Below are 15856 nucleotides of genomic sequence, written 5' to 3'. Positions count from 1 at the left end.
CGAAATTACTCGTAGGGGCCATGCTGCGCATCAAACGGCAGCATAAAGGTGTCCACCACCATCGACAGCGGCACGTCTATCACCGTGACATAGCGCCAGGGCGTATCGCGCAGATCCCACTGCACGCCGGGATAATACTGGTGACCATGCCCGGCGCCGGGCACGGTACGGCTGATAATGCTGCCGCAGCCGGTGAGTGCCATCACACCGGCCGCCACGCAGGCCAGCCGAAGGTAGGAAGAGAGCTTCACGACATTGACTCTGAGCAAGGGGTTGTTTCGCGAGTGAACAACGCATCGGCCGCAGTCTATCACAGGTCCCGTTCTCCACCGGCGTCGGCGCACGTAAGCAAAAGGTAAAAAAAACGGGGAATGCGCCATGCGCATTCCCCGTCTGAGCGTTGCCGTTAAGCGATTAACGCCGGCCCGTAGGGTGCGCCAGCGGGTTGTGCGGCAACTGCTGATAGTGCTCACGCCAGGCGGCGCCTTCCGGCAACAGCCAGACGCGCTGATGCAAACGAGCCAGCGTGACCGGATCGCTCAGCAGCTCCAGACGTTTGCCCTTCACCAGCTTCTCAGGTCCCAACTGCAGCGCTTCGTTCACCCGCTCCTCACGGTTGCGATCGAGCGTCGCGCGCAGATGGTGACGCGCCGTCGCCAACGCCGTCGCCAGCGCGTTGAAGGATGGGTTGACCACCGCATGCATAAAGCCGTTGGTCAGCGCGCGGTTACGATTGAGATGCAGATATTCTTCCGTCGCCAACAGCTCACGCGGCGGATTGTACTCTTCCGGGATCAGGAACAGCTTGGCGCGTTTGCTTTTCATGCCCAGCGTTGCGCGGCTCGACAGCACCGACACGAACGGCGACAGGATCAGCGAAAACACGATCGGCGCCAACCACCACATGAAGCGCAGATCCAGCCACGCCATGCCGCCGGCCCACACCAGGCCCAGCAACATCTGCGAGCCATGGCGGCGGAACGCTTCGCCCCACGGCGTATCGTCATCGTCACGCTGCGGCGAATTCCACACCACTTCCCAACCGAGGAAGGCGCTCACCACGAATACGGTATGGAACAGCATGCGCACCGGCGCCAGCAGCACCGAGAACAGCATTTCCATCAGCATCGAAATGAACAGACGGAACGCCCCGCCGTACTCTTTCGCGCCCTTGGCCCAGATCAGCACAATACTGAGCAACTTCGGCAGGAACAGCAGCACCAGCGTGGTGGAGAACAGCGCTATCGCCAGTTCGGGCCGCCACTGCGGCCAGACCGGGAACAGCTGCCGTGGCTGCAGGAAGTATTGCGGCTCCATCAGCGTATGCACCACCTGCAATGCGGTGGAGAGCGCCAGGAACATAAACCACAGCGGCGCCGACAGGTAGGACATGACACCGGTCAGGAACACCGCGCGGTGCACCGGGTGCATGCCTTTCACCAGGAACAGGCGGAAGTTCATCAGGTTGCCGTGACACCAGCGACGGTCGCGCTTCAGCTCGTCCAGCAGGTTTGGCGGCAGCTCTTCATAACTGCCCGGCAGATCGTAAGCGATCCACACGCCCCAGCCGGCGCGGCGCATCAGCGCCGCTTCAACGAAGTCGTGCGACAGGATAGACCCGGCGAAAGAGCCCTCGCCCGGCAGCGGCGCCAGCGCACAGTGTTCGATAAACGGCTTCACGCGGATGATAGCGTTGTGCCCCCAGTAGTGCGACTCGCCCAGCTGCCAGAAATGCAGGCCGGCGGTGAACAACGGCCCGTAAACGCGGGTGGCGAACTGCTGCACGCGCGCATACAGGGTATCCATACCGGACGCCTTCGGCGCCGACTGGATGATGCCGGCGTTCGGGTTGGCTTCCATCAGACGCACCAGCCCGGTGAGGCATTCGCCGCTCATCACGCTGTCGGCATCCAGGATCACCATGTAGCTGTACTCACCGCCCCAGCGACGGCAGAAGTCGTCGATGTTGCCGCTCTTGCGTTTTACGCGGCGACGGCGGCGGCGATAGAAAATGCGGCCGTGGCCATCGACATCGCGGCACAGCTCCATCCACGCCTTTTGCTCGGCCACGCAGATGTCCGGATCGTAGCTGTCGCTCAGCACGTAGATATCGAAGTGTTCCAGCTGTCCGGTCGCGGCGACGGACTCATAGGTCGCACGCAGGCCGGCGAACACGCGTTCGACGTCTTCGTTGCAGATCGGCATGATCAGCGCAGTGCGGTGCGCCGGGTTGATCGGCTCATCGCCCTTGATGGTGGAGGAAATGCTGTATTTGTCCTTGCCGATCAGCAGCTGCAGGAAGCCCATCAGCGCGGTCCAAAAACCGGCCGAGACCCAGCAGAACAGCACGGCGAACAGGATCAGAATGCCGGTTTGCAGCACATACGGCAGCAGCTGCAGCACCGACTGCATCAGATCCTGATCCAGCATGGCGATAGGATCGATCAGCGCCCAGCCCTGATAAGGCAAGATGGTTTTCATATACCAGGTAGCGATGCCGGTTTGCACCAGCATCAGCACCAGCAGCACATAGCGGCGCATGGAGCCGACGGTACGCCAGCGGTTTTCAGCCTCGGCCTCCTCTTTGGTGGCGTGCCGATTGTGCGGCGAACGCCCCAGCAGAGAATCCCAGAAGCGCGCCACCGGGTTGGTGCGCCAGGCTTCCGGGAACATGGTGGTCCGTTTGATCGGCGGCGTCGCCTTCAGAATGGCGCGCCCTTCGGCGTCGGTGTCGAAGTCGTCATCGCTGACCGCATCCGGCCAGGCGTTTTCGATACGCGGTTTGACCGAGGCCAGCGCCACGTCATCCGCCGACAGGCTATTGACGTTGGCGTCAGCGGCGCCCATCTGCCGATGGAGCGCCTCCAGTGCCTGAGCGTCATCCGCCGTTTGAGGGTTGAGCGCCTCCGACCGCTCGGCGGTCAGAGGCAGCGCCGCAAGATAATCCTGGGCGGGTTGAGTAGGCTTATTCATTGGCAGGTAGCTGATAGCTCCAGGTTTCCGACAGAGTCTTATCGCCATTGACCAGTGCCGCACGCATTTCTACCGGCTTCTTGTCGTCTTTCACTTTCAGACGCACCGTCAGGCGCCAGCCTTTGGTCACTGGGTTATAGCGGACGTTGTTTTCTACCATCTCACCGTTGTCGCCGATGCTGATCTGAGAGGCGACCGGAGTATTGGCATCCAGCCCTTTCAGCACCGGGCCAACGAAGTCGACCAGGAAGGCCACGCTGCCGTCTGGCTCGCGAATCAGGTTGGACTGCTTCACGTCGCCGGTCGAGCGCATGGTACGAGCCACATAGGCGATATCTTGCGAATGCAGTTTGTCTTCATCGCGGGTGAAGTTCAAACGGTAGCTCAGCGTCAGCGGCTTTTTGGCCTCCGGCAAGGTATCCGGCGTCCAGAACGCGACGATGTTGTCGTTGGTTTCATCCGCCGTCGGGATCTCCACCAGCTCGACCTTGCCTTTGCCCCAGTCGCCCTTCGGTTCGATCCAGGCGCTCGGACGCAGATCGTAACGATCGTCCAGATCTTCATATTCTTTGAAGTTGCGGCCGCGCTGCAGCAGACCGAAGCCTTTCGGATTCTCGACGGTATAGGTGCTGACGGACAGGTGTTTAGGATTGTTCAGCGGACGCCAGATCCACTCGCCGTTGCCGGCATGGATAGACAGACCGTTGGAATCGTGCAAAGCCGGGCGGTAGTTCAGCGTCGGCGACGGCTGGTTCGGCCCGAACAGGTACATGCTGGTCAACGGCGCCAGGCCCAGTTTGCCCACCTTGTCGCGCAGGAACACTTTGGACTCGACGTCCACGGTGGTGTCGCGGCCCGGGATCACCGTAAAACGGTAAGCGCCGGTGGCGCGCGGGGAATCCAGCAGCGCATAGATCACCAGGTGCTTGTCGCCCTGCTTCGGACGCTCAACCCAGAATTCGCGGAAACGCGGGAACTCTTCGCCGGACGGCAAAGCGGTATCGATAGCCAGGCCGCGAGCGGAAAGCCCGTAAACCTGCCCTTTACCCACCACGCGGAAATAGCTCGCGCCCAGCAGGCTCATGATCTCATCGTTTTTGTCGGCGCTGTTGATCGGGTAGAGCACCTTGAAGCCGGCAAAACCGAGATTTTTCACCGATTCAGGGTCGTGTTTGACCGAACCGAAGTTGAAGTAATCCGGGCTGTACTTGATCTGTTTTACGCTGGTGGAGGTGACTTCGTTGATTTTCACCGGCGTGTCGAAGTACATCCCCTGATGATAAAACTCAAGCTTGAAAGGGGTTTTCAGCTTGCTCCAATAGGCTTTATCGTGATTGAACTGAATCTGCTGATAGTCTGCGAACTTCATCTCGCGGAACTGAGAAGGAAGGTTGCTCTTCGGGGCTTCGAAACCTTTCGCCGCCAGATCCTGCGCCTGCTTGGCGACATCATCAATAGAAAAGGCCCAAGCCGGCGAACTGAACAGCGTGAACAATACGGTCGCACCTAACCAACGAACGCTCGCGGCGCGTGGTTGTCCGGATAATATATTAACTAGCACATCCCCCCCTATTCGTGTGCTCAAATCATTTAAATCCATATTAATGGATTACTCAGCTTTCCGACAACATGATAAATGGATGGTTCATGTTTACGGCTCATTGTTTAAGCAGCTGATGGAACACCAGCGTAGCAAGCCGCGCAACAAGACGCTATGGAAAAATGCGGGGGGCTATAGTAGGGTTCCGGATAACAATTTAACGTTTGACGACTTATTAAGCGTGTTAATGAACTCTCGATTAAATCACCAGCGGTAATCTATGACTAAAGGCAGCAAACAGCGCGAGTTTTTCCTCGACTCCATCAGAGCCTATTTGATGTTGCTCGGCATTCCGTTTCACCTCTCCCTGATTTATTCCAGCCACGCCTGGGCGGTGAACAGCGCGTCGCCCTCCTTCTCGCTCACGGTGCTGAACGACTTTATCCACGCCTTCCGCATGCAGGTGTTCTTCGTGATATCCGGCTACTTCTCCTACATGCTTTACGAGCGCTACGAGCGCCACCAGTGGCTGAAGGTCAGGCTGGAGCGGGTGGCGATCCCGCTGTTGAGCTCCATCCCGCTGATCACGGTGCCGCAGTTTTTCATGCTGAAATATTTCACCGATAAATTAAACGGCTGGGATGAATTTTCTCTCTATCAGAAAATAAATGTAACAGTTTGGGAATTGGTTTCTCATCTGTGGTTCTTATTGACGCTGTCATTGTTAACCTGCGCCTGTTTTTATCTGTTCCGTAAAATCAAGCGTCAACCCCGTGAACATATTCCAACGTTAATAAACAGAATGCGCGGATTAGGAAACATCTCACTGTATTTCTTTATTTATGCGGTATGCTATTCGGCCGCGCACCGTATTATTTTAATTTTCGCCCCGCAGCTATTATCCAACGGCCTGTTCAATTTCGTGGTGATGGAGACGATGTTCTACCTGCCGTTCTTCCTCCTCGGCGCCTATGCGTTTAAGTACGTGTGGCTTAAGGAGATTTTTCTGCGCCGCTCGCCGCTGGCGCTGCTCGGTTCGCTGCTGCTGTTTATCGCATATATGCTGAACCAAAAGATGTTGGCGCACAGCAGCTATATGTTCGAGCTGGAAGTGGTGATCAAAACCCTAATGGGGATCCTGATGACCAACGTAGTGTTCTCTTTCGGGCATAACCTGCTGAATTATCACTCGCCGCGCATCACCTATCTGGTCAACGCCTCGCTGTTTATATATCTGGTGCACCATCCGTTGACCCTGATATATGGCGCTTTCGTGACGCCGTATATCGGCAACAACCTGTTGGGATTCTTGCTGGGCCTGCTGTTTGTGTTCTCTCTGGCCTTCGCGCTATATGAACTGCACAAGCGCATTCCGGTGCTGCGCTTCCTGTTCTCCGGCAAGCCGCAATAGGCTTCCCACCCCATTTCTGGGTGATGATTTATCATCCAGAAATTAACCTCACCAATGATAAAGCGCCTCACTACCTCGGCGCAGCGATAGCTGCCCTGAGCATTTTCCTAATATTAATCCTAATCCCCGGGATACATTGCAAAACGGCAACTGCCTGTTACGCTCATTATTCATACTTATAAATCAGTTGCGTTACTTTCTGGGCTAGGTACACATATGAGAGAAGCATGGGTCGATTATGCCAAGGGAATCGGCATCATTCTCGTGGTTTTTGGCCACGTCAATCGGGGTCTATACAGCGCGGGCATTCAGCTTTCCGGTTCATCCTATCTACTGACAGACAGCATCCTCTACAGTTTTCATATGCCACTGTTTTTCTTCCTTTCCGGCCTGTTTTTTACGCAGTCCTTGGATAAAAAGGGAAAAACACGCTTTGTGATCAGCAAGATAGACACCATCGTTTATCCCTATGTCATCTGGTCGCTGCTGCAAGGCATGGTGGAAGTGCTGTTGTCGCGCTATACCAATAACCCTGCCAACCTGGGCGATATCCTGTCGCTGTTTACGCATCCGCGCGCGCAGTTTTGGTTCCTGTATGCCTTGTTCATGGTCTTTATTTTGGCCACCTTGCTGTATAGAAAAGAAACATACCGCTATCTCCTGCCGGTATTGATCGTTATCAGCGCGGGGCTGTATGTCTACCAAGACAGCCTCACCAAAGCCTTCCATTTTGATTACATTACCCGATTCTTGATCTTCTTCCTGCTGGGCGTTTTTGCCATTCGCTACGCTTCGCTCATCGCCCATCTGGGTTTCGGTTCGCTGCTGGCCTCCCTGATCGCGTTTATCGCGTTGCAGTGGGGATTCCACGGCTATTCAGGCTTGCTGTATACCGATACCGGAAGTTTCTCCCTGTTACTGGCGATTGAAGCCATCTTCTTGATCGTCAACCTGTCGGTTCTGTTGGCCAAAACAAATCTTTCCTGGCTGCGCCGACTCGGCGAATTGAGCATGGTCATCTATTTGATGCATATCCTCGCGGCCAGCGGCTTACGCATCGTACTGACCAAGTTTATGCATATCAGCCATTGGCCAACACAAGCGATCGCCGGCACGCTGTTCGGGCTAATCGCCCCTGTTGTCGCCTATGCGCTGATACAACGTCTGCATCTTACTTTTCTGTTGGAGCGTCCTCGTTTCAATAGCCGTCTGCGAAAAGAAAAAATCTCCTGAAGGCGGTTCAACCGCCTTCACGTTTTCTCCCCGTCGCTATACTTGATGGCGCAACCTATCGGTTGCGTCATCTCTCTCTTGCCATGCAGAGCACACATTGCTCAGCCTGGCGTCGCCCGTTAGGGCAAAGTGATACGGCTGCATAGATAACCTAGCCGTTATAACTGCAATGCATAAGTAGAAATCCGGATCCCTGCCTTACGGTAGTGATTGGGCTCAACACCCCCGAAGGGCTGCGCGATCGTTTAATTTATTCGATGGCGTTAGCTGCATCTCCCTTCCGTCACGACAGAGAGGATTTTGAATGACCGATAAGACCCCCCCGGCTCAAGAAGCCATAGCGGAAAACGCCACCCTGCTGAAGATCCTCGGCAGGTTGCTGTCCGCGCTGGACGCTTCGATCAGCGGCAAAGAACGCAGCGTTTTGGTCGCTGAGCTTTCCAACTTCAATCTCGACGGTATTTCTGAGGCGGAAAGCAAGCTGGCCACCGAACTGATCAAACGGGCGCTGGAATCGCTCGATCATTAATCCTACCGCGCCTGCAAACCATTAAGCCTGCCTGCGCGGGCTTAATGGTTTTTCCTCCGCCGAATGGGACATTATTGCCGAAACAGAAACACAGCAGCCTGATAATGTTAGATAAAAGGCAGAATTTCCCCTCTTCTCCTCACTTTCGTAGTTCAAACGTGCCAACAGGCAATAATTGATCGGTTGTTTTCACAATCAGCCTTGGCGTTTTACCCACTAAACACGTTATCATCGGCACACGCGCAGTGCCCCCCATTCCCAGCCTCAGGAGAGCAATATTTTGGATGCCAGCACCATTAACAGTTTGTTCGTCATCGGTGCCGTGCTGGTGGGGGCAAGCATTCTGCTCAGCTCATTTTCTTCCCGGCTCGGCATTCCGATCCTGGTGATCTTCCTGGCGATCGGCATGCTGGCCGGCGTCGATGGCCCCGGCGGCATCGTCTTCAGCAATTACCCGGTCGCTTATCTGGTCAGCAACCTCGCGTTGGCAGTGATCCTGCTAGACGGCGGCATGCGTACCCGGGTCAGCTCTTTCCGCGTCGCCCGGTGGCCGGCACTCTCTCTCGCCACCGTCGGTGTAGTGATCACCGCCGGTCTGACCGGCATGGCCGCCGCCTGGCTGTTCAATCTCGATCTGCTGCAGGGGCTGCTGATCGGCGCCATCATCGGTTCCACCGACGCCGCCGCGGTCTTCTCCCTTTTGGGGGGCAAAGGTTTGAACGAACGCGTCAGCGCCACGCTGGAGATCGAATCCGGCAGCAACGATCCGATGGCGGTGTTTCTCACCATCACGCTGATTGCGATGATCGCCGCCGGGGAAACCGCACTGAGCTGGACCTTCCCGCTGCATCTGATGCAGCAGTTCGGCATGGGCATCGTCTTCGGTCTGGGCGGCGGCTGGCTGCTGCTGACGCTGATCAACCACATCAAACTGGCGGACGGCCTCTATCCGCTGCTGGCGGTAAGCGGCGGTATTCTTATTTTCGCACTGACCACCGCGCTGGACGGCAGCGGCATTCTGGCGGTGTATTTGTGCGGCCTGCTGCTGGGCAACCGGCCGATCCGCAACCGTCACGGCATCGTACAAACCTTCGATGGCCTGGCCTGGCTCAGCCAGATCGGCATGTTCCTGGTGCTCGGGCTGCTGCTCAACCCGCACGAGCTGCTGCCGATCGCCATCCCTGCTCTGCTGCTGTCGCTGTGGATGATCCTGTTCGCCCGCCCGCTGTCGGTGTTTATCGGCCTGCTGCCGTTCCGCAGTTTTACCCTGCGCGAGCGCGGCTTTATTTCCTGGGTCGGCCTGCGCGGCGCGGTGCCGGTGATTCTGGCGGTGTTCCCGATGATGGCCGGGCTGCCCAACGCCCAGCTGTTCTTCAACGTGGCGTTCTTCGTGGTGCTGGTCTCCCTGCTGCTGCAGGGCACCACACTGTCGTTCGCCGCTAAAAAAGCCAAGGTGATCGTGCCGCCGGCGCTGACGCCGATCTCCCGCGTTGGGCTGGATGTACACCCGCAAAACCAGTGGGAACAGTTCGTGTATCAGCTTTCGGCGGAAAACTGGTGCGTCGGCGCGGCGCTGCGTGAGCTGAAAATGCCGCCCAATACCCGCATCGCCGCCCTGTTCCGCGGCAAAGAGCTGCTGCATCCTAGCGGCAGTACCCGGCTGCGGGAGAACGATATTCTGTGCGTCATCGGCCATGAGCACGATCTGCCGATCCTCGGCAAGCTGTTCAGCCAGGCGCCGGCCGTGACGCTCGACGAACGCTTCTTCGGCGACTTTATCCTGCAATCCGACGCCCGTTTAAGCGACATCTCGCAGGTTTATGGCCTCAATCTGCAAGACGACGTCGACGAGCAGCAGACGCTGGGGCAGTTCGTCATTCAGCTGATCGGCGGTGAACCGGTGATCGGCGACCAGGTGGAATGGGACGGCCTGACCTGGACCATAGCCGAAATGGACGGCAATCAAGTTAGTAAGATAGGCGTCCGAATCGTAACCGACTGACGCTACCGCGGGCGGCGTTACCCGATGAGGGAACTTCTGGCCTTAAGAACGTTCTTAATCACTATCATGATGCATGAAATAGAGCGTCGCTGAATGATATCCCTTTGATATAAAAACTAACAGCGGCGTCCACAGGGATTAAGGATGTGAACGGCAAGACTCGATTTCTTTCGGTGATGATGCTCATGGCGCTGGGCGTAGCGGCAGCCGATCTCAGCATCGCCGGTTTGGTCCATAGACTTTTAATTGGATAATTTCAACGTGACGCAGCAGGAACAAGAAAAAGACATTCTGGGGAAAATACTGGTGACGGTGTCCGCGCTTTGCCTGATTCTGGTGGCGGCGTTCCTGATCTGGGGATTCGTGCTGGATTGATAATACCCAGCGACGCTCAGACATAAAAAAAACCGCCGCGGCGGTTTTTTTTATGGGGCAGGCGATCAGATCTTGCAACCTTCGCAGTCCGCTTCGTCTTCGAGGAACTCGGGGACCTCTTTTACCTTCTGCGCCGCTTTTTCTTCGGCTTTCGCCAGTTCGGCATCGATATCAAAATCGAAAATATCATCACTCATCGCTTGGTCCTCATTCTGCTTCGCGTTCAAACGCTGAGTATAATCGACAAGCCGCCGGCCGGAAACCTTTCAGTTTGCCGCCGCCAACTGAGGTGTCTCATCCTGCGGCTTTTTTCCGTAGGCCATGTCGTACACGTCGTAGAAGTCGATTTCGCCTTTGTTGCCGATGATCACGCGCATCTTCTGTTTCAGCGCGGCGCCGATAGATGGCTCATCCAGCAGCTGCTGCACCGCATAAGGCGACAGCGCGCGGGTGAAGTACCACTCGCCGTTGTAGCAAACTCGCAGATCCAGCACCCCGATGTCCTCGAAGCGGTACACCGGCCGGATCTCGATCAGCAGCATGGCAAACATGAACAGCACGAAAGCGGTGAAGCCCAGGAAGGCATATATCCCCATGTACGGCACCTGATACATCACGGCGATCACCGCGAAATAACCGGCGAACATGGCAAGGCACAGATAGCGGTGAGTGCGGGCGAATTCGCTGTTGAAGCGCGGCTTGCCGTCCCGCCCTTCACGCCGATTGATCTGTTCAATCTCTTTAACCAAGATGCTTTTAATCGCGTCCATCGTTACAACCTTATGCTGGAAACAGCATTGCCATCAAATCTCACCGCTAAAAGTAACACAAGTACAGTTTCGCCAGGTAGATCAGTTAGCCAACTTAATGGCGGCAACTGTTATAGTTCGGCTTCAGCGCGGCTGGGCGGCCTTGCCCTGTGCAAACATGAACATACGCTGGGCCACATCGTCGGCCTGTTTGATCTTCTGCTTTTGCGGTTCGTTGCTGCGTTGAATGGCGCGGGCGTAAGCGATTTCATGAGCCTGATCGATCATCGCGATGATCCGGTCACGTTCGGTCTTCTCCATATTGCCCAACATGGTGGTGATAATCGCCTGATAAGCGTTGGACGCGGCGCTCAGCGCTTTCTCTCTCGCCTCGAGGGCGGCGACGCGTTGCAAGAGTTCCTGCAGTTGCTCGGAGTGAGACATATCGACCTCCTGTTGCCGGGCAGCAAGCCTGCCTGATTACAGTTTAGCAAAGGATCGAAAGAGAAAGAGGAAGGAAAGCCAGCGGTTACGGTAAAGCACACCCGAAAATCCCAACGAGGAGCCGATAGTGCAAATCAACCCGGGTGCGCTTTACGATAAGCGCGGTGAGATGAAGGAAAGAAAGCTGGCGCGCTATGCAGGACTCGAACCCGCGTCTATCAATTTTCAAGCCAAAACAAGCCATTATAAAACCAATCACTCTGCCAACTGAGTTAATAGCGCATTCCTTCGCTTCGGGGCGCCATTATCCATAACAACATTATGGACTCAAGCTTTTTTAGCATAATGCCCTGACTTTACGGATAAGTCTTAGGTTATCGATAGCGTTATGGCATTACGGCAGCTCAATAATCCGATAATCGCCGGCCATGAGTGGCTTGCACAAAATCTTGTAGCCATCGCTATCAAAATGGCTGGCCGCACTCTGGAGCCGCTGCGCCTGCGCCAGGCTGTTGACCGACCCCAGATAAAACCAATTGTGAATCACATGGTACTGACGCAGCGTCTCGCCCTGTTCTTCCAACGCCACTCGCCCGGCGAACGGCCAACAGGCGATGCTCAGCTGTTCAAGCGCCGCGCCGAGCCGCAGCGCATGCTCCTGCGCCGACTCCACGCCACAGCAGGCGCCCGCGCACTTGCGCAGGCTGTAGCGGAAACAGGCTCGCCCCGCCGGCAGCTTGTCGATCCCCAGCTTGCCGTAACATAAACGATGCTCGTCGGCGATGGCGCGCAGCTTTTCCAGCGCGGCGTGGCGATTGGCGAACAGCCCGTAGAGATGGGGCGTAACGGCGAAATCGATCTCTTTGGCGTGAGCAATCGTCACCGTGTCGGCCTGCACGCGCAGCGCGCACAGCTGCTTCGAGCGCCGCAGGCGCTTGTTGAACAGCGGCTGTTGTTGTTTGATCAATTGCGCCTCCAGCAGCAGTGCCCCCAACTCGCCGGCGGTCTCGATAAAGCTGATGCGTCGGGTTTGCCGCAGCATTTTAGCCTCGTCCTGCGCGCGGAAATGCGCCATCACCCGGCTGCGTATATTGACGCTTTTACCGATGTAAAGCGGCAGGCTCTCGCTTTGACCGTGAAACATATACACACCCGGCCCTTTGGGCAACGGCGCCAGGCAGGCGCGCAGGTGCTCCGGGTATTGATAAATGTCGAGTTCCGGCTCGAGGCGGTTTGGCATCATGGCGGCGGTGTTGTCCTGCTGATGAATGAATACTGGTTTTTTAGCCAGTATAACGCGCCCTGCAGCCGGTTGCACACCCGAAAGATAATAACTCGCCGTGATCTTTAGCGGGAAAGCCTTTACCATCCCCTTTCCAGCGGGAAAGCGCCTCACGTTTAGCGCCAGTTCAAGCTGGCGCTGCCATGATGGCAGACTGGAACCGCCGCTTTTATCGTTATGGAAAACCTGGGTATGTCATCACTGAAACTCCCCTCCCGCCGTCTGGCGTTGCTCGCCGCCATCGTTTTCATCGCCGTCGCCGTCGCGCTGGCCATCTTTTGGCAACGCCCGCCGCAGCAGGATTACGTTACCGCGCCGGCCCGCCTGGGCAATATCGAAAACGCCGTGCTGGCCACCGGGCGGCTGGATGCCGTCGAACGCGTCAACGTCGGCGCCCGCGTCTCCGGCGAAGTCAAATCGCTGAAGGTCAAACTGGGCGATCGCGTCACCAAAGGGCAGCCGATCGCCGACATCGACGATCTGCAACAGCGCAACGATCTGCGCAACGCCGAGGCGGCGCTGAACGTCATCAAGGCCGAATTGCAGGCCAAACAGGCGCAGTTGAAGCAGGCGGAATCGCGTTTCAAACGCCAGCGCCGCATGCTGAGCGACGAAGCCAGCTCGCGTGAAGACTTCGAGACCGCCGAGGCCACGCTGACCACCACCCGCGCCGAACAGCTTTCGCTCAATGCGCGCCTGGTGCAGGCGCAGATTGAAGTCGACAAGAAAAAAATCGATCTGGGCTATACCCGCGTGGTCGCGCCGATGGACGGCATCGTCATCGCCGTGGTGACGCAGCAGGGGCAAACGGTCAACTCCAGCCAAAGCGCGCCGACCATCGTCAAGCTGGCGCGGTTGGATATGATGACCATCAAGGCGCAGATCTCCGAAGCCGACATCACCCGCATTTCACCGGGGCAAAAGGCGTACTTCACTATTTTTTCCGATCCGGATAAACGGTACGACGCCACGCTGCGCACCATCGAGCTGGCGCCGGAATCGGTGATGAAAGACGACTCGCTCGCCGGCACCAGCTCCGCGTCCGGTTCCGGTACCTCGAACGCCTCGGTCTATTACAACGCGCTGCTGGACGTGCCCAACCCGGAGAACCGCCTGCGCATCGCCATGACCGCGCAGGTTTCCTTACTGCTCGGCGACGCGAAGAACACCCTGCTGGTGCCGATCCAGGCGGTGCATAAAACCGAAGGAAAAGTGCAGCAGGTGCAGGTGCTGACTCAGGATCAGCGGCTGGAAACGCGCGAAGTGACCACAGGCATCACCAACAACGTCGATATTCAGATCCTCAGCGGCCTGAAAGCCGGTGAAACCGTGGTGCTGTCGCAGCCCGCCGCCAAGTCGGCTGAGGATGGCATTTTCCTGTGAACGCTATCATCGAGCTAAAAGGCATCAGTCGAACCTACACCAACGGCGGTCAGACGCTGACGGTGTTGAAAGACATCGATTTGACCATCGCCGCCGGCGAGCTGGTGGCGATCATCGGCGCCTCCGGTTCCGGCAAATCGACGCTGATGAACATCATGGGCTGCCTCGACGTGCCGGATCGCGGCGACTACTACATCAGCGGCCAGAACGCCGCCCACCTGTCGCCGGACGAACTGGCCCGCCTGCGCCGCGAGCATATCGGCTTTATCTTCCAGCGTTACCACCTGATGCCCGATCTCAGCGCGCTGGGCAACGTCGAAATTCCGGCTATCTACGCCAACGCCCGGCGCGATCAGCGGCGGCGGCGAGCGGCGCAACTGCTGGCGCGGTTGGGCCTTGAGGGACGCGAAGACCACAAGCCCGGCCAGCTTTCCGGCGGCCAGCAGCAGCGCGTCAGCATCGCCCGCTCGCTGATCAACGGCGGCGAAATTATCCTGGCGGACGAACCGACCGGCGCACTGGACACCCAATCCGGCCAGGAAGTGCTGGCGATCCTGAGCGAATTGAATCAGCGCGGCCACACCGTGGTGATCGTGACCCACGATATGAACGTGGCGCAGCATGCGCACCGCGTCATCGAGCTGCGAGACGGCGAGATCATCGCTGACAGCGGCCGCAAGTCGGCGTCCGGCCCATCGCTGCCGCCGCCGAACCGCAGTCGGCAAAGCGGCTGGCAAAGCCTGATTGACCGCACCCGCGAATCGCTACATATGGCGCTGAAAGCAATGAACGCCCATCGCCTGCGCACCGCGCTGACCATGACCGGCATTATCTTCGGCATCGCCGCCGTGGTGACGGTGGTGGCGCTGGGCGAAGGCGCCAAGCAGCGCACGCTGGAGAATATCAAGGGGCTCGGCACCAACGTGGTGAGCATCTATCCGGGGCGCGACTTCTTCGACGACGCCATCGACAGCATCCGCACCCTGGTGCCGGCCGACGCCGACGCGCTGGCGCAGCAAAGCTTCGTCGACAGCGTCAGCCCGGAGGTCAGCGCGTCCGACAGCATCCGTTTTCGCAGCAAATCCGCCACCGCCTCGATCACCGGCGTCGGGCGCGACTATTTCCGCGTCAACGGCATCACGCTGGTGCAAGGCGCCACCTTCCGCGACGATCGCAACGCGCTGCAGGAAGTGATCATCGACGATAACGCGCGCCAGGCGCTGTTCGGCGATTTTGGCGTCGAGCCGCTCGGCCAGATCGTATTTCTCGGCTCGGTGCCGGCGCGGGTAGTCGGCGTCGCCAAAAGCGAACGCAACTATGCGCCTAACCGCATCAGCGTCTGGATGCCCTACAGCACGGTGATGTACCGTATGGTCGGCAAGACCACGCTCAGCGGCATCACCGTGCGCCTGAAAGACGACGTCGCCAGCGAAGCCGCCGTCAGCGCCATCACGCAGTTGCTGACCCAACGCCATGGCGTCAAGGATTTCATGACGTTCAACCGCGATCAGTTCCGTAAATCGATCGAACGCACCTCGATGACGCTCAGCCTGCTGATCCTGATGGTGGCCTCGATCTCGCTGGTGATCGGCAGCCTGGGCGTGATGAACATCATGCTGGTCTCGGTAACCGAGCGCACCCACGAGATCGGCGTGCGCATGGCGGTCGGCGCGCGGCGCGGCGATATCATGCAACAGTTCATGATCGAGGCGGTGCTGGTCTGTCTGATCGGCGGCATTTTGGGCATTGCGCTGTCGTTCGCCGCCGGTTCGCTATTCACCTCGCTGGCGGGCGGCATGTTCACCGCCATCTATTCCTGGCAAGCCGCCGCGACGGCGTTTTTCTGTTCAACCTTAATCGGCATGATCTTCGGTTATCTCCCCGCCCGTAAAGCGGCAAGGATGGATCCGGTCGTTTCATTGGCCAGCGAGTAAC

General features: G+C 57.7%; 14 protein-coding genes and 1 tRNA gene. 7 read left to right on the top strand and 8 right to left on the bottom strand.

Going from position 1 to position 15856, the window contains the following annotated elements; translation table 11 throughout:
• Positions 1-5 precede the first annotated feature (5 nt).
• The 3 genes from IT763_RS08660 to mdoG form a co-directional block, all read right to left on the bottom strand.
• Positions 6-203 (bottom strand): YceK/YidQ family lipoprotein, encoded by a 198-nt coding sequence (locus IT763_RS08660; RefSeq protein ID WP_016928222.1) that lies wholly within the window; start codon positions 201-203, stop codon positions 6-8.
• 211 nt (positions 204-414) lie between these two features.
• A complete protein-coding gene (mdoH, locus tag IT763_RS08655) occupies positions 415-2973 on the bottom strand; it encodes a glucans biosynthesis glucosyltransferase MdoH (protein WP_206195341.1) in 2559 nt (852 codons plus the stop codon).
• Positions 2966-4534 carry a glucans biosynthesis protein MdoG gene (gene mdoG, locus IT763_RS08650; RefSeq protein ID WP_025302384.1) on the bottom strand — a complete coding sequence of 523 codons (1569 nt, stop codon included), beginning with the start codon at positions 4532-4534 and terminating at the stop codon, positions 2966-2968. The genes mdoH and mdoG overlap by 8 nt, the downstream gene beginning before the upstream one ends.
• 259 nt (positions 4535-4793) lie before the next feature.
• Here mdoG and mdoC point away from each other — a divergent pair, with 259 nt between their 5' ends.
• The 5 genes from mdoC to IT763_RS23440 all read left to right on the top strand — a co-directional run bounded on the left by mdoC (position 4794) and on the right by IT763_RS23440 (position 10063).
• The gene (mdoC, locus tag IT763_RS08645) at positions 4794-5924 is read left to right on the top strand and encodes a glucans biosynthesis protein MdoC (RefSeq protein ID WP_016928225.1); all 1131 of its coding nucleotides are present in this window, start codon (positions 4794-4796) and stop codon (positions 5922-5924) included.
• A 216-nt stretch (positions 5925-6140) separates the two neighbouring features.
• Positions 6141-7157 (top strand): acyltransferase, encoded by a 1017-nt coding sequence (locus IT763_RS08640; RefSeq protein WP_143778869.1) that lies wholly within the window; start codon positions 6141-6143, stop codon positions 7155-7157.
• Between the two features lie 304 nt (positions 7158-7461).
• Entirely contained in the window at positions 7462-7686 is a 225-nt protein-coding gene (locus IT763_RS08635; protein WP_016928227.1) for a hypothetical protein, read from the top strand.
• A gap of 280 nt (positions 7687-7966) precedes the next feature.
• On the top strand, positions 7967-9688 hold the full coding sequence (locus IT763_RS08630) for a potassium/proton antiporter (RefSeq protein WP_206195339.1): 1722 nt from the start codon (positions 7967-7969) through the stop codon (positions 9686-9688).
• A 246-nt stretch (positions 9689-9934) separates the two neighbouring features.
• A complete protein-coding gene (locus IT763_RS23440; protein WP_016928228.1) occupies positions 9935-10063 on the top strand; it encodes a hypothetical protein in 129 nt (42 codons plus the stop codon).
• A 65-nt stretch (positions 10064-10128) separates the two neighbouring features.
• On the opposite strand, the gene IT763_RS23435 is transcribed toward IT763_RS23440, so the two are convergent.
• From IT763_RS23435 to cho, 5 genes are all read right to left on the bottom strand, one after another.
• Positions 10129-10260 (bottom strand): hypothetical protein, encoded by a 132-nt coding sequence (locus IT763_RS23435; RefSeq protein ID WP_015377413.1) that lies wholly within the window; start codon positions 10258-10260, stop codon positions 10129-10131.
• A 69-nt stretch (positions 10261-10329) separates the two neighbouring features.
• Positions 10330-10833, bottom strand: coding sequence for a YlaC family protein (locus tag IT763_RS08625; protein WP_016928229.1), 504 nt, complete (start codon positions 10831-10833; stop codon positions 10330-10332).
• Between the two features lie 123 nt (positions 10834-10956).
• Positions 10957-11256: a sigma-S stabilization anti-adapter protein IraP gene (locus tag IT763_RS08620; protein WP_016928230.1), complete on the bottom strand. Its 300-nt coding sequence runs from the start codon at positions 11254-11256 to the stop codon at positions 10957-10959.
• Between the two features lie 185 nt (positions 11257-11441).
• Positions 11442-11538, bottom strand: a tRNA-OTHER gene (locus IT763_RS08615).
• A 112-nt stretch (positions 11539-11650) separates the two neighbouring features.
• Positions 11651-12499, bottom strand: coding sequence for an excinuclease Cho (gene cho, locus IT763_RS08610; RefSeq protein ID WP_079449677.1), 849 nt, complete (start codon positions 12497-12499; stop codon positions 11651-11653).
• A 216-nt stretch (positions 12500-12715) separates the two neighbouring features.
• On the opposite strand from cho, the gene IT763_RS08605 reads away from it, so the two are divergent.
• Together IT763_RS08605 and IT763_RS08600 are read left to right on the top strand one after the other, a co-directional pair.
• Positions 12716-13921, top strand: coding sequence for an efflux RND transporter periplasmic adaptor subunit (locus IT763_RS08605; RefSeq protein ID WP_164053402.1), 1206 nt, complete (start codon positions 12716-12718; stop codon positions 13919-13921).
• Positions 13918-15855, top strand: a complete 1938-nt coding sequence (locus IT763_RS08600; RefSeq protein WP_016928233.1) for a MacB family efflux pump subunit — start codon at positions 13918-13920, stop codon at positions 15853-15855. The genes IT763_RS08605 and IT763_RS08600 overlap by 4 nt, the downstream gene beginning before the upstream one ends.
• Position 15856 lies beyond the last annotated feature (1 nt).

This window comes from Serratia sp. CMO1 (genome assembly GCF_015689115.1).
Classification (GTDB): domain Bacteria; phylum Pseudomonadota; class Gammaproteobacteria; order Enterobacterales; family Enterobacteriaceae; genus Serratia; species Serratia marcescens.
Note: the sequence above shows the minus strand (reverse complement) of the source record. Positions and strands in the feature narration are given on the sequence as shown.